We start from the raw sequence: 17,979 nt of genomic DNA, 5'->3' as shown, positions 1-17,979 counted from the left end.
CCACTTTTACAAAAGGATAAAACGTGCCTGATTTAACTGACTCTAGCCTTTACCTTAACCGCGAGCTTTCATGGCTCAAATTTAATACAAGAGTCCTCTCTCAATCCCTCAAAAAAGAGCTCCCTCTTTTTGAACGACTCAAATTTTTAGCTATTTATGCTACCAACCTTGATGAATTCTACATGATTCGCGTGGCAGGGCTTAAACAACTCTTTAGTGCCGGTGTCATCGAAACAGGAGCGGATCAAAAAACACCTCTGGATCAACTTCGTGAAATCAGAAGCTACCTTGCTAGCGAAAAAGAGGTGATTCAGAGCAGTTACGAAGAGATCGTTAAAGATCTTGAAAAAGAGAACCTGTTTATTACCGATTATGACGCGCTTAGTCCTACTTTAGCAAAGCTTTCGGATGAGTATTTTTTCTCCAATATCTTGCCTGTCATCGTCCCGATTGCCGTCAATGCAACGCACCCGTTTCCGCACCTGAACAACCTCAGTTTCTCGCTTGCAGTCAAATTGCAAGACAACGAAAGCGATGAAGCAGGCAATTATAAATACGGCATGATTCGTATTCCACGCGTTCTTCCACGCTTTTTTCAAGCAGGTGATCATACGTATGTGCCGATTGAAACGATTGTTCGCAAACATGCAGAAGAGATTTTCCCTGGCTACAAACTGGTCGCATCTGCTGCCTTTAGAGTCACACGAAATGCCGATATGGTCATCGAAGAAGAAGAAGCTGATGATTTTATGATGATCATGGAGCAAGGGTTAAAACTCCGTCGTAAAGGGGCTTTTGTACGTCTGAACATCCAAGAAGGAGCCGATCCTGATCTGCTCAATTTTCTAAATTCGCACATGCAAATCTTCTTTAAAGATATTTACATGTACAAAATTCCTCTCAATCTTGGTGCACTTTGGCAAATCGTGGGCAATAAAGATTTTTCGCATCTCGCCTTGCCTCCGTACAATCCCAAAACATTGCCACCCTTTGACAGCAATGAGTCTGTCTTTAAAGTGATCGATAAAGGCGATGTGCTGCTTTTTCATCCGTATGAGAGTTTTGATCCGGTTTTAAGACTGATCCGTGAGGCGTCTAAAGATCCTAAAGTCGTTTCGATGCGCATGACACTCTACCGCGTGGAGAAAAACTCCCAAATCGTTCAAGCGCTCATCGATGCAGCCAATGAAGGCAAACAAGTCACCGCCGTTGTGGAGCTTAAAGCGCGCTTTGATGAAGAGAATAACTTGCATTGGGCGAAAGCGTTGGAGCAAGCAGGAGCACACGTGGTGTACGGCATCACGGGCTTTAAAGTCCATGCCAAGATCGCGCAAGTGATTCGCCAAGAAGAAGATGGGAAACTAAAATTTTACATGCACTTTAGCACAGGAAATTACAACGGCTCGACCGCAAAGATCTATACCGACACCAGTTTCTTTACATGTAAAGAAGATTTTGCGAAAGATGGCACGATGTTTTTCCACATTTTATCGGGCTTTTCCAAGCATAAAAAACTTGACACCCTTTCGATGTCACCAACGCAGATTAAGCCTAAAGTCATTAGCTTGATCAACAATGAAGCTCGATATGGCGCAGAGGGTCGGATCATTGTGAAAATGAACTCTTTGGTTGACCCTGATGTGATTCAAGCACTCTACAACGCTTCGATGCAAGGCGTTCAGATTGATATTATCGCACGTGGTATCTGTTGTTTACGTCCAGGCGTTGAGGGCATTAGTGAAAATATTCGAGTCAAATCTATCATCGGAAAATATCTAGAACACGCGCGTATTTTTTACTTTAAGCATGGCGATCCAACACCAACGTTTATCTCCAGTGCCGATTGGATGCCTCGAAATCTTGAGCGACGATTGGAGTTGATGACACCGATTTTTGATAAAGCGTTGCAACAAAAACTCTTTGAAATTTTGCAACTCCAACTCAATGACAATGTGCTCAGTTGGAACCTAGAGAACAACGGCGATTACACCGAAGTTCAGCCAACCGAAGAGCGTTCTATCAATAACCATACGGTGTTGGAAGACTATATGAATAAAATTTACAAAGCGCAAAAGAAAGACACGAGCTCGCACAAAGCTGAAAAACTCGCACGTCGTTTGTTTAAAGAGAGCTAAGATGATTGTGGAGTTTCAAGGTACAAAGCCTTGCATCGCTTCGGATGTTTTTATAGCCCCCAGTGCGGACATCATCGGTGACGTGTGCATCGGTGAAGAAAGTTCTATCTGGTTTGGCTGCGTTATCCGAGGCGATGTAAACTCCATCTCCATTGGCAAACGAACCTCAATTCAAGACCTCAGTATGATCCACGTCACCCACTTTAAAAAAGCCGATCGCAGTGATGGATTTGCCACCACCATCGGCGATAATGTAACCATCGCACACCGTGTGATGCTGCACGGATGTAGCATCGAAGATGCCTGTTTGATCGGCATGAGCGCGACCATTCTTGATGGAGCCGTGATTGGCAAAGAGTCGATTGTTGGGGCGAATTCATTGGTGACAAAAAACAAAATCTTCCCACCACGCTCACTGATTATGGGCAATCCTGCCAAAGTTGTACGCGAACTGAGTGATGAAGAGGTCGCATCGCTTTACCATTCCGCCGATAATTACGTGAAATTTAAAGCGATGTATCAGTAGGCTTCGTTGCCTTCTCTTTTTTCTTCTTTTTTTGATTGTGCGGTTTGGTAAAGGCAATCAACTGCTCAACGCTTTGCACTTCCTCTGGTAATTTTTCCAGTGCTTTAAAAAAGACTTGTGCCGTGGCTTTGGCATCGCAGAGTGCTCGGTGATGGTTTTCAAAGCCAATTCCAAGATAATCCGTCAGTGCTCCAAGCCCATATTTGGGTGCTTCAATACACTTTTTTGCCAAATCAATCGTATCAAGTCTACGGTTCAAAAGTGGACCAAACCCTGCTTGTTCGAGTGAATAGGAGATAAAATAGTAGTCGAAATTGACATTGTGCGCTACAAAGACCGCATCTTTGATAAACAGGCGAAACGCCTCTAAAACGGAGCTCAGAGAAGGAGCACTTTGAAGCTCGGTAAGGCTGATGCCGGTGAGTTGTTCGATGCTATCAGGCAAAACATCGGCTTTGGCTAATGAAGAAAATTCTGCCACCTCTTTGCCATTTTCAATCATCACCGCGCCAATTTCGATGATTTGGTGCAGGGTGGGTTTACTGCCATTGGCTTCAATGTCCACGATGCAAAATTTTCCCTGCGTGATCGGTGTCGTGAGCGTCTCAAGCGTAAAGGCATAATTATTGTACTTAGTGATGGGAAGTCCTAAAAGTTTGAGCATTGAGAGGTCTTCAACATCCACACATTCTAACTCTTTAAACGTGTGCATTTTGGCAAAAAACTCTTTGTGAAAAATAGGCTTTTGCGTCATCTTCTGGATGTAACTATCGAAGGCTCTCACGCTTTGGCTCTTTGAATAAACGCACTGACTTTGGCATGATCTTTAATGCCCTTGCTTTTTTCCACGCCACTGCTCACATCCACGCCGTAAAAGCCTAAAGGTTTGATCTGTGCAACCGTTTCAGGACTCAGACCGCCTGCTAAGATGATGTTCTCACAATCGGCATGTTCAAACCATGCAAGATCGATCTGTTTTCCTGTTCCGCCAAAGATCTCCACATACGCATCCACAAGCCTAATCAAACCTTTATACTGTACAATATCCGAAGCTTTTTGAGCACGTACAACACGTAAATATGGCACTTTAAGGGCATTTAAAAACGCATCATCCACTTCAAAATGAATCTGCGCCATGTCCATCTGCGCCTCTTTACATGTAAGGCTAATTTCCTCTGGCGTCGCATCCACAAATAGCCCCATTTTCTTTACATGTAAAGGGAGTTGCTCCGCAATGGCTTTCGCCTTTTGGGGCGTAATGTAGCGAGGAGACTTCGCATAAAAAACAAATCCAAGTGCATCTGCTCCAGCGTCTATTGCACATAGAGCATCTTCAAGGTTGGTGATACCACAAATTTTAACCCACATGTTTAGACTTTTAACGAATCAATAGCGCTTTTATAATCACTGGAACTAAAAACATAATTGCCAGCAACGACGATGTCCACACCCGCATTGGCTAAAGCGTGAATATTGTGGTTATTAACCCCACCATCGACTTCAATCACTGTTTTGGCATTTTTCTTCACAATCATCTCTTTTAAAATCGGTGCTTTTTCTAAAACACTGGGGATAAATTTTTGACCGCCAAAACCTGGGTTGACACTCATTAAAAGCACCATATCCAAATCTTCAAGCAGATACTCAATGTGGGATGGAGGCGTGTGAGGGTTAAGAACAATCGCTGGAGAGATACCCAAATCTCGAATTTTTTGAATCAAACGGTGCGGATGCTTCTCCTCTTCGATGTGAAACGAGATGTATTTTGGTTTTAAAGGGGCAAAAAGATCGACAAAAAAAGTGTTGTTTTCAACCATCAAATGAATGTCCAATGGTTTAGTAGCAGCTTTGGCTACAGCACTGACCACCACAGGTCCGATGGTCAGATTGGGGACAAAATGCCCATCCATCACATCCACATGCACCAGATCACACCCTGCTTCACAAATCGATACAATCTCTTCTCTTAACTTTCCAAAATCAGCAGAAAGGATACTTGGAGCAACTAACATCAGCTAAACCTTTATATGAAAAAAATAAGAGCACCAAAAGGTGCGTGGGCATTCTGCCGAAGAAAACCCAGTGTTAACGTAGCTTTCAAAGCTTTGCTTGGAAAGCGTATGAAAAGTTCGAAAGAACTCTAAAATCAAAATTGTATCAAAATTTATAATATTTTCGATATAATCTCAGGCTGCATTGAATTAAGCGTTTCTTTTGCTTGTTTCGTGTAGAATTCACGAAAAATTTTAAGGATATCGATATGGCAAGAAAATGTGCTCTTACTGGAAAAGGCCCTATGGTTGGTAACAACGTAAGCCATGCGAACAACAAAACTAAAAGAAGATTCCTTCCAAACCTTAGAACTGTCCGTGTGACACTTGAAGATGGAACGACTAAGAAAATTAGAATTGCTGCTTCGACACTTCGTACCATGAAGAAAAACGGCTAAAATTTCTCCTTCACGGGGAAATTTTATGCGTTTTATTTTGCTTTACCACTCACTTTCACACCAAAATCCTAAAGGATTTACCCATGTTTACCATTCTCCCGCTTAAAAATGGACTTGATAACGTAGCTGGTTTTTACTGCCAAGGCGTTCACGCAGGTTTCAAACCAAACGGCACTAATGATGTTGCGTTTATTCGCTCCAACGAGCTGTGTGATGTCTCCTCTGTTTTTACCACCAATGTTTTTCAAGCGGCACCCATTAAACACTTTTTGCGCTACCCTAAAGGGTTTCAAACCAATTTCATTTTGATGAACGCGAAAAATGCCAATGCCATGACGGGTGTTAAAGGAATCGAAGATATAGAGACCCTTTTTGACATACTGAAAACCAAATTTCCATCGATTCATAATCCGATTATGAGCTCAACCGGCGTTATTGGCTATCGTCTCAATGTTGAGAAACTCTCAACCGCGTTTGATCTTTTTGATTTTAATGCGAACGATTCACATTCGACAGCCTCTGCGATCATGACAACGGACAGCTTTAAAAAAGAGCTCTGCTTTAAAGTCCTTTTAGACGATGGCAGTTTCTTTCATATTGCAGCCATCTGCAAAGGTGCAGGGATGATCAATCCTGCAATGGCAACGATGCTCTGCTTTATTCTTACCGATGCAAATATCCCAAAAGCCGATATGGATGAACTGCTACTGCCTGCGATTGAACACTCTTTTAATGCCGTCAGCGTCGATGGTGACACCTCAACTAACGATACGGTCTTGCTTCTAAGCTCAAAACAGAGTGGCGCATACCATAAAGAGGCGTTTAATGAAGCGCTTCACCTTATCACGAAGGAGCTCAGTTTAATGCTGGTACGCGATGGGGAAGGCTCAACGAAAGTGGTTGCCTTTGAAGTCAGTGGCGCTAAAAATGTAACAGAAGCTGAACGTGCCGCTAAAGCGCTTAGCAACTCCTTGCTCGTTAAAACAGCCCTTTTTGGTGAAGATCCCAACTGGGGACGTATCGCTTCAACCATTGGTGCGAGTGGCATTACATGTAACGAAGAGAGCCTTGTGATTCACTATGATGATGTCTTAATTTACTCAAAAGAGCAGCGCTCCTTAGATTCCGAAGCAGAGAAAAAAGCGGCAGCAGTTATGAAAAAAGAGTCGTTTCGCATTCACTGTGAATTGGGAATTGGCGAGAGCTCCTTTACGGCATACGGCTGTGATTTAGGGCATAAATACGTTGAGATTAATGCAGATTATAGGACATAGCCCTAAAATTAAGCACTTTTTGATACAATAAAACAAATATACAAGGAGTTATCATGCTACACGAATACAGAGAAATTATCTCAAAACTTAAAGTTGACAATGCGCACTTTGCTAAAATTTTTGAAAAACACAATGAGCTTGACCAAAAAATTGCGGACGTTGATGCAGGTAGAGAACATTTGAGTGATGCGGATCTTGATGTACTCAAAAAAGAGAAACTTAGATTGAAAGATGAAGCATACGCTATGATCGTTGCGTATAAAAAAGAGCACAACCTTTAAGAAACCTACTGTTTGGGCTTAAATGCCCAAACGCTCTACATTGACTATTTTCCCACGACTGTTTTCTTTACAAAACTCCACAATCTTTCCATGAAATCGTGCAAAAAGTTCATTACGTGTTATTTCTTTAGTGTAGAGTTGATTGACTTTGGTTTGATGGTTCACAACCCCTTCTATCATCCACTCTTGAAGTGCACTGTACGATTCAAAGCTGTACCCAAAACCTTCAAGCAAACGCGCAGTATACGCATCTACTACCAAAGATTCTTGCTTGCACGCATAACATAAAATAGAATCCGCACTCTCTTCGCCGATCCCTTTTTGTGCCAATAACCACTCACGATCAACCGTTTCACAAAACACCTCAAAAGAACCAAAGGATTCCAGAATGGCTTTGGCTAAAAGATGCAGATTTTTTGCTTTGGTGTTGTAAAAACCACTGGGCTTGATGCACATTGCTAGGACATCAAGATCAAGTGTCGCAAGCTTCTCTAAACTATCAACGCCTGCGCTTTCCAAATGCCCCATACTCTCTTCGACTTTTTCCCATTTGGTTTGCTGTGTTAAGATGGCACCTATCACAACCCAAAAGGTGCCAGAGCGCGGCCACCACAAAGGATCGCGCGTGGTTTTAAGATAGCCTTGGGTTTTAAGAGCTTCTAAAAGATCAAAACTATTCATGCACGGCTCTTGCGATGATGCGCTCTTGGTCATCAAACACGCGCAGCTTAAACGCTTCAACACATTTGCCCTCTTCGATTTCCATGATGACCATCTGCAAAATCTTTTTACATTTTTTAGGAATTTCAAGAGATGCAGGAAGTCCTGTGAGAAACCGTTTCAGAGGAGCATCTTTATCCATGCCTATAACGCCATCACGTGCCCCGCTAAGCCCAACGTCGGTCACATAGCATGTTCCATCCACAATTTGAAGATCGTCGGTTCCTACGTGTGTATGGGTACCTAAAATGGCACTCACCTTTCCTTTTAAAAGCATGTGCATTGCGCGCTTCTCCGAAGTCACTTCCGCATGAAAGTCAATGATGATGGTTTGGATACCTTCAGCATGAAGTTCATCAACGGCTTTTTGGGCACGCAAGAAAGGATTTTCCACCATCGGCATGCCATAGTGTCCCATCACATTGATAATCGCGACCTTTTTTTCGTTTACATGTAAAACGCTCACGCCTCGTCCAGGCACTCCCTCTGGGTAGTTAAGAGGTCGAAGAATAGGCATTACCTCTAAAAGAGGAATAATCTCTTTTTTATCCCATGAGTGATTTCCACCGGTGAGAATATCCGCGCCATACGAGAAAAGCTCTTTGGCGTGTTGCGCGCAAAGTCCAAAGCCATGACTGGCATTTTCACCATTGGCAATCACCAGATCAAGCCCAAACTCTTGGCGAAGTTTCCGAAGATACATCTCCAACATACTTCGCCCAGGTTTGCCTACGATGTCGCCAATAAAGCCTATTTTCATGCTTTGCCCCTTAGCTGTGCCAGCACGGTTGCGATAATATCGTCATCGTCACGACTGCGTGATTGCAGGGAGATCTTCTTCTCATCTTCGTATTTGATCGTGATATTTTGGGCGTAATTGGAAACCAGCACGATATTCTGAGCTGTCGCAAAAATCTTGATCTCAATCAGTTGCAAGAACTGCTTGGTTGGAACGTCGAGCTTACCAAAACGATCCACCATCTCTTCTTCGATCTCTAGCACATCATGAATCGTCCCACACTTGCTCAGACGCCTGTAAAGTTCTAAACGTACGCGATCTTCAAGAATGTAACTGTCACTGATAAACGCACTAATCGAGAGCTTAATATCCACTTCGCGCGAAGCAATCGGTGTTTTACCCAAGAGCGCATTGATGGCATCTTCGAGCATTCTTAAGTAGAGTGAATACCCAATATTTTTCAGATGCCCACTTTGCGCTTCACCCACTAAATTACCGCCACCTCTGATCTCAAGGTCGTGGTACGCAAGGATGGAGCCACTGCCCAGATACGAATTGGACTCTAATGCAATGAGGCGTTTTTTAGCCGACTCTGAGAGCTCTTCTTTCTCTTTGACCAAAAAGTAGCAAAAACCTTGACGGCGTGAACGTCCCACACGACCACGAAGTTGGTGAAGATCTGCCATACCAAAATGATCAGCGGAGTCGATAATGATGGTGTTAACATTCGGGATATGAATGCCTGATTCGATGATGGACGTACTTAGAAGCACATCGTACGCCTTCTCTTCAAAGTGTAACATCTCTTTTTCAGTCACCGTTGCGCTGATCTCTGAGTGAAGCGTTAAGATGCGAAGAGTTGGCATCATGGAGAGCAACTCTTTGCGTTTGGCTTCAATGGTCGCGATGCGATTATGGACAAAAAAGACCTGCCCACCGCGTCTCATCTCACGAATGATCGCCTCTTTAATGACTTTAGCATCGTACTCTTTGACAAAGGTTCTCACATCTTCTCTATCGTTAGGAGGAGTGAGCAGTTGGGAATACTGCTTGATGGAGCTCAGCGCCATATTGAGACTGCGAGGAATGGGCGTGGCACTCATGGAGAGGATATGCACGTTTTCACGGAAGTTTTTGAGCTTCTCTTTTTGTTTGACGCCAAATTTATGCTCTTCATCGACGACGACAAGAGCTGGATTGAACAGTTCGACTTCAAAGAGCGAATGCGTTCCCACACACACCTGCAACGCACCACTTTTGAGCTCTTTTAAAATGACCTGCTTTTGCGCTGCGGTCGTAAAGCGATCGAGTTGCGCTACTTTGATGTTATACTTGGCAAAACGCGCTGAGAGACTTTTAAAATGTTGGGAACACAAAAGTGTGGTTGGCGCGATTAACAGGGCTTGGAAACCATTGCGAATGGTGGCAAAAATAGCATTCATCGCCACTTCGGTTTTACCAAAACCGACATCACCACTGAGGAGGCGATCCATCATTTTACCGCTTTTAAAATCGCTTAAAATTTCGCCAATGACTCTCTTTTGATCTTCCGTGTAGGCAAAGCCCGCATCGGCTTCAAACTGTACCATCTCGCCCTCTTCCATGGCGATGCTAAGGCCATCCACCATCTCACGCTTGGCAGCAATGGCGATAATTTCACTGGCAATTTCTAACAGTCGCTCTTTGGTTTTGGCTTTGAGTTTTTGGAAACTGCCTTTCCCAAGACGATCCACACTGACCAAACCACCGCTTTCGCCGATGTAACGGTCTATTACATGTAAATTCTCAACAGGAAGGAGTAGCTTGTCATCCCCCAAATATTCGATCAAAACAAAATCTTTGGTCGCACCTAAAACGGTCGCTTGGGTTAGTCCTTTGAAAATACCAATCCCGTAGTTTTCGTGCACCACATAATCGCCATTTTTCAGCTCATCGAGAACGATATTGGCACGTTTGCGTTTGATTTTTGTTGTAGGTTTATTCAGAGAGAGAATGATCTCTTCCGCATTCATGATGTTAACAATGCGATCACTCTGAATCCATTTTACATGTAAAGAATCTACATCCACCATTCGCAACAGTACTTCGTTTCGAGCTAAAATCGTAATCTTTTTGGCTTGATGCAGTTCTAAAAATGTTTTGATGTTACTCGGTGCAATTTCGCGATAATGTTTTGCTTCAGGGAGGCAAGGAAGATTTTGAAGTTTTCGTGCCCCTTCTTCATCAAACAGAGCGATTTCACTAAGCTCTTCAAGCGCATCTGCACTCAAATAGGTTTTAAAACTTTCGGTATAAACTGCCCCGCTCTCACCCAAAACCCAAAGACCAAGGGAGTGAATATCTTTGGTAAAGCTATCACTTTTTAAGGAATCAATGCGCCTCTGCATTTGCGTATGACGCTCTTCATCGAGTGCAAAAAGGGCAGGAAACAGTGTGTAGCTCTCCAACTCCTCTTTCTCACTTTTTTGGCTTTCACAGTCAAAAAAACGAATGCTCTCTACTTCATCATCAAACAGACTCAGACGCAGTGCTTTTTCACTATCGGGAGGAAAAACATCGATGATGTCACCGCGAATGGAGATTTCACCTTTGCCTTGCACCACATCGACCGCTAAGTACCCCCAGTAAAACATCTGCTCGCGAAAGCGCTCCAGATGCAAACGCATCCCAAATTCTAACGAGAAAGTGCTAAAGAGTTCTGCCTTTGGAAGCGGTGTTAAAAGGGTACGAAGCGGAGCAATTAATATCTTTTTAGTGGATTGGTCTTGGTAAAAGGCATGCAATGAACGTAAAAGCTCCACCATCTCTTCATGAAACGAGAGCAGATCATCACCCATATTGGCTCTAAGATCGGGAAGCACATAGCTTTTTTTACCTAAAAGCAGAGCGACTTCAGAGGCTAGAAAAGCCTCTTTTTCGCCTTTAACACCTAAAAGTTGGAGGTCATTTTTGGTCTGTAAAAATTCATAACACGCAGCTTGTAACAATCAATCCCTTTGTTCTTCATACGAAGGTGCTTCCACACTCTGCGTTTTAATTTTGCTTTCACCCTCAAAAATGGCTTTAGCTTCAATAACAAGCTCTTTGGAAATCACTTTTCCTAAAAACTTACCTCCTTCTAAAACTTCGACATTGTCACAATTTGCATTGCCCTCAAAAAGACCATTGATAATCAACCGGCTTGCATTAATCTCACCGCTAATACGTCCTTGCTTTCCAATGGTAACAATGCTGTCCGAGAGCACTTTTCCGATGATCTCGCCGTCTACATGTAAACGTGTTTGGCAGTTAAAAATGCCCTCAATTTTGGCTCCACTGGCTACGATGGTTGTTTCGGAAGCGGGTACTGCGTATTGATCAGCTTTATTAAAGATTCCCATGTGACTCTCTTCTCCTTTTTAAAGATTTCAGCAAAATTAGACCCACGCCATTTTAAAAATGTCTCAGGATCAAGGATACGCCCAATAAACTTTATCTCATAATGTAAATGTGGGCCTGTTGACATACCACTGTTTCCCGAATAGGCAATCAAAGCGCCTTTTTTAACAAATTGCCCCTCTTTAACAACAATTTTATTTTGTAAGTGTGCATAATAACTCTCAAATCCATAATTATGACTGAGAGAGACCACATTCCCATAGCCACTGTTCTGATTATACTGAATAATTTTAACCACACCATCGGCTGGTGCTAAAATAGGAGTTCCAATGGGAGCACGAAGATCAATGCCTGCATGAAAAATGCGCCGTTTTAAAATAGGATTTTCGCGCCAACCAAAGTGAGAAGAGACATCGCTATACGCCATCACGTCGCCACTGGGGATGTTGTCAAAAAATGTTTTTTGCTCCATAACCGTGACATCAATCTCTTCAAGCCTACTATCAAGACTCTCTTCTTCATTGACACGAAGACCAATAAGCTCTTCCACATTACTGATTTTATCACGAATATTCTCATACTCTTGCGCTTTTTCAGAAATCTTGGCTTGAAGCTCCTCATTTTGAAGGATGAGTTCATTGCGTTCTGCAACTGCACTCTCTTTTTTGGCTTCCAACGTCGAAACTTCTTTCATCAAAAACAAGATGACAAAGCTTCCAATCAAAATAGACAAAGCGACAAACAGCGTAAAATAAAGCAAAAACTTTTTAATCAACTGATGCAATAAAAAATGTCGTGAACCATGCACATCGGAAATCGTGACGGTAAATTTATTTTTCACATAAACCCTTTAAAAATGCTTCCACAACTGAAAAAGAGCCGAAAACCAAATACTCTTTATCGCTCTGTATTGCCTCAAAAGACGAGATAGGAAGCGCTAATGTTTTTGCAGCTTCATACAAATCCGCTTGATCTGCAGCCCTCGGACTTTCAATCTCAATCACTAAGATGGCTTTTATAATTGGCTTTAAAACCTCTAAAATGGTTTTAAAATCTTTATCTTTATAACTATTATAGACCAAGAAAACCTTTTTTCCGCCCAAACTCTCCACCAGCGCTTTCGCTGCCATCACATTGTGCCCGACATCCATGATCACATTGGGCAAAATTCTTTGGCATCGTCCATGCAAAAGAGTGGGTAAAAACGTTTCAAGATCACAATCATACCCAAGAACGGTTAATGCACAAAGGGCTGTTTTAAAATTTTCCTCTAAATAGCGTGGCAAATGATGTGTTACACCATAGTGCGCTAATGTCTCACACTTTGCTTCATCAAAAAAAGTTTCAACCTCGTAAAGAGGCGTTTGAAGTACCTGTGATTTTGCGAGGGCAATAGGGTAAACGCTCATATCATACTGCTTCGCTAAGACGATGATGTCCGTAGCACTGTTGATCTTTGTCTGAGCAATTTCTTCAATCGTTTCACCCAAGAATGTTTGGTGATCAAGCCCAATGGGAGTGATGATAGAGAGGCATTTTGGAAAGACATTGGTCGCATCAAACTCGCCACCCAAACCTGCTTCTAAGACAACATAGTCACAGAGGGAAGCAAAAATAACCATGGCTAACAGTGTGGTGTACTCAAAGTACGAGAGCGCTTGTGCTACATCTGGATCAAGCCAAGAGAGCAGTGTTTGATGCGCTTTTTCAAGACGAGCATCATCCACATCGCTTCCATCCATCCAAATGCGTTCGTTAAAATGAAGAATATGCGGAGAGGTATAGTGTCCTACATGTAAATCGTTTGATCTGAGCATATGGGCTAAAAAACGCCCCGTAGTTCCTTTTCCATTGGTCCCAACGAGGTGAATTATTTTAGGAAGCGTAAAATGAGATGCGATGCTTTCATACGCTTTGGGCATGCGCGCATAATCAATTTCATCGTAAAAAAGCGGTTTGGTCTCTAAAAAAGCGTGTAAATTCATTACAGCACAGGCATCACTTGATTGCGTCCTGCCTCTTTGGCTTTATACAAAAAGGCATCGGCAGCACTGAGCGTTTCATCTTTGGACTTTAGCTGTGAGCGTTGTGAAACACCGCAACTGACCGTCACGTTGATACGCTCATTTTTATAGAGAAATTTAAACTGCTCTACAATCGCGCGGATTTTATCGGCAAAGTGAATTGCCTGCGCAAGATCAGTACTGGGAAGTATCACTAAAAATTCCTCTCCACCGTACCGTCCAACAAAATCAACTTGGCGAATGTATTTACGTAAAATCTTTCCTACGGTAGAGAGAATCACATCGCCCGCTTCATGCCCATAGGTATCATTGACCACTTTAAAATGATCGATGTCGATAAAACAGAGCGTATAATCGATTTTATAACGCATAAACGCATCTTCGACGCGCCCCATCTCATTGGCAAGGGCACGTTTGGTCGCTACATGGGTCAGATAATCCTCTTTCACCTCTTGTTTGGCGACTAAGAGTGCCGATTCGAGTTTGGTGACACGGTTTTGAAGTTTGGTAATGGTCTCTTGATTGCTGACCATTCGCTCGCTAAGGGATTTGGTTTCATTTTCTAAAGAAGAGGCAATGTTCAGTAACTTGACATGGACATTTTCAAAACTATCCTGTGAAAAATTGATATTTTGCAAATCAGCTTTAATGACTTTGACCTGTTCATGACTGAGATTGCTGCTTTGGATCAGCTCAAGAAGTTTTTTATTGATCTCATCAAGGATTTTATCCAAGGCTGAAATTTTCTTTTGAACCTCAGTTTTATCCAATTCAATGCGCTTGCTAATCAGCGTTTTAATCTCTTTTTGAAGTGCAGGTGTCCCCAAAGCATCTGGAGAGTTGCGCAATTCATGGCTTATGGCAGCGAGTTCATCGTTCATGCCAGAGGCAATGGAAGGCACCAAAGTTGCAATAATGAGAGGAACAATGTCTCTATAGAGTTCCGTACTGGTATCTTTACTCAAAATTCTAATCAGATCTCGCACCATTGCTTCAAGATCGTCTTTACTCACATGCCCAAAAGCATCGAGTTTTTTCAGGTAGCTATCATCGTAGTTGGAGATAAAATCAAACCATTTCTCTTTAACCAGATCAATGGACTGTAGGTTTTGATGAAAATCAAGGCGTTCAAGGGAAGCATTCGCCAAGCTGGTCGCTTTTGCATCATGCAAAAGGGTAATCGCCTGAAGCACACGTTTGGTCAAAATGGCTAAAGAACTGACCATTTTAAGTGCATCTCCTTCATTGGCACGATTAAGTTTTGCGACCAAAAAAGCGAGGAGTTCATCGACATTGCTGATACTAAAACGCTTCATATCCGCTACAATATTGGGATCAAGTTTTTTAGTATATTTATCAACTTTTTGGCAATCTTCAACAATGACACCCTTTTGTTTCGCCACTTTACAAAAGACTTTGGCGTAATTATCGGGCGTTAAGTTAAGATGTTCTTCTTTGATAAGCTCGAGCGAATCTCTAATAATTTCATTAATTGTTGTTGCCATTTCGGAGTCCTTTAATCGCAATCTTAGAGACAAACTCATCTAAAGCATCATTGGCAGCATATCGAATCGCTTCAAAGCGATTGGTGTCGGAGATAACACTGTTAGCGGTAATGGAGAAGTCATACTCGCCTGTTGCTGTTAATTTCTCAACTTTTTTCGCGTCATTTTCATACGTCATGGCTAAGACAACCGTCGTTTTATAGGCAATAACATACCCATAAGTATCATACACAGTTGGTGAAAAAGAGATGCTTTGAATCTTTACATGTAAAACACTCTCAGCCTGTTCTTTGGCAACTAATTTGCCACTAAAACGACTCACAACAGCTTCATTCACGGCATCTTTGATGAGAACACTGTTTCTTGGATCTTGTCTTGAGATGGTCACTTCAGCATAGATTTTATCGCCTAATGCTTGTTTGGCATAATATGAGGAGGGTTTATAGCCGCATCCACTGATAAAAGCTACTATTAAGAGTCCAAGAAAAAGTTGTTTCATATTACTTTACCACCAGATTTATCAATTTATTGGGAACGTAAATCTCTTTAAGAAGTTCACATCCCTCTAACCATTTGGTAACGCTCTGCTTACCAAGACGTAACGCCTCTTCTTTGGAGATGGAGGTTTCCACTTCAATTTCGGAGCGCTTTTTACCATTGACCGTTACAGCGAGTATCATACTATCTTCTACAAAAACTTCTTCTTTAATCGCAATGGGGACTAAATTAGCCCGTCCAAAAAGGCTCTCGCTCATCTCCCAGCAGAGGTGCGGCACAATCGGCTCTAAAAGATTGAGCAGTATAAAATAGCCTTCACTCCAAACCGCTGGATCGTTTTGATCGCCAAGCGCATTCAAGGCTTCCATACATGCTGCGATTAAGGTATTAAAGGTGTAACTTCCTTCATAGATCTCATTGGATTTTTTAAGCGCTTCATACACTTTTTTACGGGCGTATTTGGACTCTTTGCAAAGGGAACTATGCTCAATACTTGGAATAGTTTTACATGTAAAGCAATTTTCACTCTTCTGCGCAAAGCGTTTTAAAAATCTAAAAGCACCTTCCACTGCACTGTCATTCCACTCGAGCTCTTTTTGAGGAGGCGCTGCAAAGAGGATAAACAGACGTGCTGTATCGGCACCATAGGTTTTGATAATCGCATCAGGATCAACCGTATTGCCCTTACTTTTACTCATCTTGGAGCCATCTTTCAACACCATACCTTGGGTCAAAAGGTTGGCAAAGGGCTCATCGCAATTGACGTAACCAAGGTCTCTAAGCACTTTGGTAAAAAAACGAGAATACAGCAGGTGTAAAATCGCATGCTCAATGCCACCCACGTATTGATCGACATTCATCCAATAGTTTGCACTCGTTTTATCAAAAGGCACGTCATTCCAAAGCGATGGATCGGTCGTGTAGCGTAAAAAATACCAACTGGATTGAAAGAACGTGTCCATCGTATCGGTTTCACGCGTTGCAGCTCCATTACATGTAGGACATTTTGTATGCTTCCACATTGGGTGTTTATCGAGTGGATTGCCCTCGCCTTTGATCTCAACATCATCGGGCAATGCCACAGGAAGATTTTCGATTTTTTCAGGCACAAGCCCACATTTGGGACAATGAATCATCGGAATCGGCGCACCCCAATAACGCTGGCGACTAATGCCCCAATCACGTAATTTATAATTAATGACTTTTGTACCGATTTTTTGCGCTTCAAAATGTGCAATGATTGCTTTTTGAGCGCTTTTAGACGTTAGTCCGCTAAATTCACCTGAATTGACTAACGTGCCGTACTCGGTGGTCGCAGCACTGCCATCAAATGGAGATGGTGTTTCAATGCTTTGAATAATCGCCAAATCATACTTTTTAGCAAATTCAAAATCGCGTTCATCGTGTGCGGGAACCGCCATAACAGCACCGCCACCGTATTCGATCAAGACAAAATTCGCCACCCAAACCGGCACATTTTGACCTGTAAGAGGATGAATCACATCGATCTCTAAGCTCACGCCCTCTTTAGCCGCTTGTGCTCGCTCGCGCGCTCCGACACTTTGCATTTTTTTGATCTGAGCAATTTTTGCTTCACTTAAAAGCTTATGCGAAATTAAATGCTTGACAATAGGATGCTCAGGCGCAAGTGCGGAATAGCTTACGCCGTAAATCGTATCAGGACGGGTCGTGAAAACTTTGTAGCTGTCAAATTGATGATCTAGCTTAGCACGAGAGTCATCACTAAGGGTAAAAGAAAACTCTAACCCTTCACTTCTACCGATCCAGTTTTCTTGCATCGTCAAGACCTGACTTGGCCAACCCTCACGTAGTTTTTCACAATCATCGAGTAATTCTTGAGCATACTGCGTAATTTTGAGGTAATAACCTGGAAGCAGGCGTTGCTCAACAGGATTGTCACAACGCCAGCAACACCCCTCTTCCACTTGCTCATTGGCAAGAACCGTTTGGCACGTATTACACCAATTCAGTGTGGCGCTTTTTTGATAGACCAATCCTTTATTAAACATCTCAATAAAAATACGTTGTTCATGCTTGGTATAGAGCACATCACTCGCAGCAAACTCTCTTTTTTTCGAGAAAGAGAGTCCCAACGAAGCCAACTCTTTGCGCATATAGTCTATGTTTTCATACGTCCATTTTTTAGGATGAACCCCATGCTTAATTGCCGCATTTTCAGCAGGCATACCAAAACTATCCCAACCAATCGGGTGAAGCACATTAAACCCATTTTTACGGTGATGACGCGCAATCGCATCCCCAATGGTGTAGTTGCGTACATGCCCCATGTGAATACGACCACTCGGATAAGGAAACATGCTTAAAATATATTTTTTTGCTTTGGTAAAATCGGCTGAGGGTTCAAACGCATTGGTTTGATCCCATGTTGTCTGCCATTTGGTTTCAAGTTCTAACGGGTTGTACTGCAT

17 protein-coding genes are annotated in these 17,979 nt (G+C 42.5%); 5 read left to right on the top strand and 12 right to left on the bottom strand.

Going from position 1 to position 17,979, the window contains the following annotated elements:
- Nucleotides 1-23: 23 nt before the first annotated feature.
- Together JU57_RS08410 and JU57_RS08405 are read left to right on the top strand one after the other, a co-directional pair.
- Nucleotides 24-2,135 (top strand): RNA degradosome polyphosphate kinase, encoded by a 2,112-nt coding sequence (locus JU57_RS08410; RefSeq protein ID WP_037959569.1) that lies wholly within the window; start codon nt 24-26, stop codon nt 2,133-2,135.
- A 1-nt stretch (nt 2,136) separates the two neighbouring features.
- A complete protein-coding gene (locus JU57_RS08405) occupies nt 2,137-2,661 on the top strand; it encodes a gamma carbonic anhydrase family protein (protein ID WP_037959567.1) in 525 nt (174 codons plus the stop codon).
- Here JU57_RS08405 and JU57_RS08400 read toward each other — a convergent pair.
- Genes JU57_RS08400 through rpe form a run of 3 tightly spaced genes read right to left on the bottom strand, consistent with a single transcriptional unit; the run spans nt 2,642 to nt 4,673 of the window.
- A complete protein-coding gene (locus JU57_RS08400) occupies nt 2,642-3,445 on the bottom strand; it encodes a 3'-5' exonuclease (protein ID WP_037959565.1) in 804 nt (267 codons plus the stop codon). The genes JU57_RS08405 and JU57_RS08400 overlap by 20 nt on opposite strands.
- Nucleotides 3,442-4,029: a phosphoribosylanthranilate isomerase gene (locus JU57_RS08395; RefSeq protein WP_037959562.1), complete on the bottom strand. Its 588-nt coding sequence runs from the start codon at nt 4,027-4,029 to the stop codon at nt 3,442-3,444. The genes JU57_RS08400 and JU57_RS08395 overlap by 4 nt, the downstream gene beginning before the upstream one ends.
- Nucleotides 4,030-4,031: 2 nt before the next feature.
- A complete protein-coding gene (gene rpe, locus JU57_RS08390; RefSeq protein WP_037959561.1) occupies nt 4,032-4,673 on the bottom strand; it encodes a ribulose-phosphate 3-epimerase in 642 nt (213 codons plus the stop codon).
- A gap of 248 nt (nt 4,674-4,921) precedes the next feature.
- Between rpe and rpmB the strand changes: the two genes are divergently transcribed.
- The 3 genes from rpmB (at nt 4,922) to JU57_RS08375 (ending at nt 6,665) form a co-directional block, all read left to right on the top strand.
- Nucleotides 4,922-5,110 carry a 50S ribosomal protein L28 gene (rpmB, locus tag JU57_RS08385; protein WP_012857374.1) on the top strand — a complete coding sequence of 63 codons (189 nt, stop codon included), beginning with the start codon at nt 4,922-4,924 and terminating at the stop codon, nt 5,108-5,110.
- An 83-nt stretch (nt 5,111-5,193) separates the two neighbouring features.
- Nucleotides 5,194-6,384, top strand: coding sequence for a bifunctional glutamate N-acetyltransferase/amino-acid acetyltransferase ArgJ (gene argJ / locus JU57_RS08380; protein ID WP_037959559.1), 1,191 nt, complete (start codon nt 5,194-5,196; stop codon nt 6,382-6,384).
- A 53-nt stretch (nt 6,385-6,437) separates the two neighbouring features.
- Nucleotides 6,438-6,665 carry a YdcH family protein gene (locus JU57_RS08375; RefSeq protein ID WP_037959557.1) on the top strand — a complete coding sequence of 76 codons (228 nt, stop codon included), beginning with the start codon at nt 6,438-6,440 and terminating at the stop codon, nt 6,663-6,665.
- An 18-nt stretch (nt 6,666-6,683) separates the two neighbouring features.
- Here the strand turns inward: JU57_RS08375 and JU57_RS08370 are convergent, their stop codons facing one another.
- From JU57_RS08370 to leuS, 9 genes are read right to left on the bottom strand one after another with little or no spacing between them, the layout of a single operon-like run.
- A complete protein-coding gene (locus JU57_RS08370; protein ID WP_037959555.1) occupies nt 6,684-7,346 on the bottom strand; it encodes a 3-methyladenine DNA glycosylase in 663 nt (220 codons plus the stop codon).
- Nucleotides 7,339-8,145 carry a TIGR00282 family metallophosphoesterase gene (locus JU57_RS08365; RefSeq protein ID WP_037959552.1) on the bottom strand — a complete coding sequence of 269 codons (807 nt, stop codon included), beginning with the start codon at nt 8,143-8,145 and terminating at the stop codon, nt 7,339-7,341. The genes JU57_RS08370 and JU57_RS08365 overlap by 8 nt, the downstream gene beginning before the upstream one ends.
- Nucleotides 8,142-11,111, bottom strand: a complete 2,970-nt coding sequence (gene mfd, locus JU57_RS08360; protein WP_037959550.1) for a transcription-repair coupling factor — start codon at nt 11,109-11,111, stop codon at nt 8,142-8,144. Before mfd ends, JU57_RS08365 begins: the two co-directional genes overlap by 4 nt.
- Nucleotides 11,112-11,504, bottom strand: a complete 393-nt coding sequence (locus JU57_RS08355; RefSeq protein ID WP_037959548.1) for a polymer-forming cytoskeletal protein — start codon at nt 11,502-11,504, stop codon at nt 11,112-11,114.
- Nucleotides 11,444-12,343: a peptidoglycan DD-metalloendopeptidase family protein gene (locus JU57_RS08350; protein ID WP_037959546.1), complete on the bottom strand. Its 900-nt coding sequence runs from the start codon at nt 12,341-12,343 to the stop codon at nt 11,444-11,446. The genes JU57_RS08355 and JU57_RS08350 overlap by 61 nt, the downstream gene beginning before the upstream one ends.
- Complete coding sequence (locus JU57_RS08345) at nt 12,333-13,487, bottom strand: folylpolyglutamate synthase (protein ID WP_037959545.1); 1,155 nt, start codon at nt 13,485-13,487, stop codon at nt 12,333-12,335. Before JU57_RS08345 ends, JU57_RS08350 begins: the two co-directional genes overlap by 11 nt.
- Complete coding sequence (locus JU57_RS08340) at nt 13,487-15,031, bottom strand: GGDEF domain-containing protein (protein WP_037959543.1); 1,545 nt, start codon at nt 15,029-15,031, stop codon at nt 13,487-13,489. Before JU57_RS08340 ends, JU57_RS08345 begins: the two co-directional genes overlap by 1 nt.
- A complete protein-coding gene (lptE, locus tag JU57_RS08335) occupies nt 15,015-15,530 on the bottom strand; it encodes an LPS assembly lipoprotein LptE (RefSeq protein WP_037959541.1) in 516 nt (171 codons plus the stop codon). Before lptE ends, JU57_RS08340 begins: the two co-directional genes overlap by 17 nt.
- A gap of 1 nt (nt 15,531) precedes the next feature.
- The gene (gene leuS, locus JU57_RS08330; protein ID WP_037959539.1) at nt 15,532-17,979 is read right to left on the bottom strand and encodes a leucine--tRNA ligase; all 2,448 of its coding nucleotides are present in this window, start codon (nt 17,977-17,979) and stop codon (nt 15,532-15,534) included.

Origin of the sequence: Sulfurospirillum sp. SCADC (genome assembly GCF_000743525.1) — a bacterium.
Taxonomy (GTDB): Bacteria; Campylobacterota; Campylobacteria; order Campylobacterales; family Sulfurospirillaceae; genus Sulfurospirillum.
Note: the sequence above shows the minus strand (reverse complement) of the source record. Positions and strands in the feature narration are given on the sequence as shown.

Bases quoted from the DNA above. Each gene is read 5' to 3' on its own strand.
- JU57_RS08340 (WP_037959543.1), bottom strand. From the start codon at position 15,031: ATGGCAACAACAATTAATGAAATTATTAGAGATTCGCTCGAGCTTATC.
- JU57_RS08365 (WP_037959552.1), bottom strand. From the start codon at position 8,145: ATGAAAATAGGCTTTATTGGCGACATCGTAGGCAAACCTGGGCGAAGT.
- JU57_RS08355 (WP_037959548.1), bottom strand. From the start codon at position 11,504: ATGGGAATCTTTAATAAAGCTGATCAATACGCAGTACCCGCTTCCGAA.
- lptE (WP_037959541.1), bottom strand. From the start codon at position 15,530: ATGAAACAACTTTTTCTTGGACTCTTAATAGTAGCTTTTATCAGTGGA.
- argJ (WP_037959559.1), top strand. From the start codon at position 5,194: ATGTTTACCATTCTCCCGCTTAAAAATGGACTTGATAACGTAGCTGGT.
- JU57_RS08345 (WP_037959545.1), bottom strand. From the start codon at position 13,487: ATGAATTTACACGCTTTTTTAGAGACCAAACCGCTTTTTTACGATGAA.
- JU57_RS08395 (WP_037959562.1), bottom strand. From the start codon at position 4,029: ATGTGGGTTAAAATTTGTGGTATCACCAACCTTGAAGATGCTCTATGT.
- rpmB (WP_012857374.1), top strand. From the start codon at position 4,922: ATGGCAAGAAAATGTGCTCTTACTGGAAAAGGCCCTATGGTTGGTAAC.
- JU57_RS08405 (WP_037959567.1), top strand. From the start codon at position 2,137: ATGATTGTGGAGTTTCAAGGTACAAAGCCTTGCATCGCTTCGGATGTT.
- JU57_RS08375 (WP_037959557.1), top strand. From the start codon at position 6,438: ATGCTACACGAATACAGAGAAATTATCTCAAAACTTAAAGTTGACAAT.
- rpe (WP_037959561.1), bottom strand. From the start codon at position 4,673: ATGTTAGTTGCTCCAAGTATCCTTTCTGCTGATTTTGGAAAGTTAAGA.
- leuS (WP_037959539.1), bottom strand. From the start codon at position 17,979: ATGCAGTACAACCCGTTAGAACTTGAAACCAAATGGCAGACAACATGG.
- JU57_RS08370 (WP_037959555.1), bottom strand. From the start codon at position 7,346: ATGAATAGTTTTGATCTTTTAGAAGCTCTTAAAACCCAAGGCTATCTT.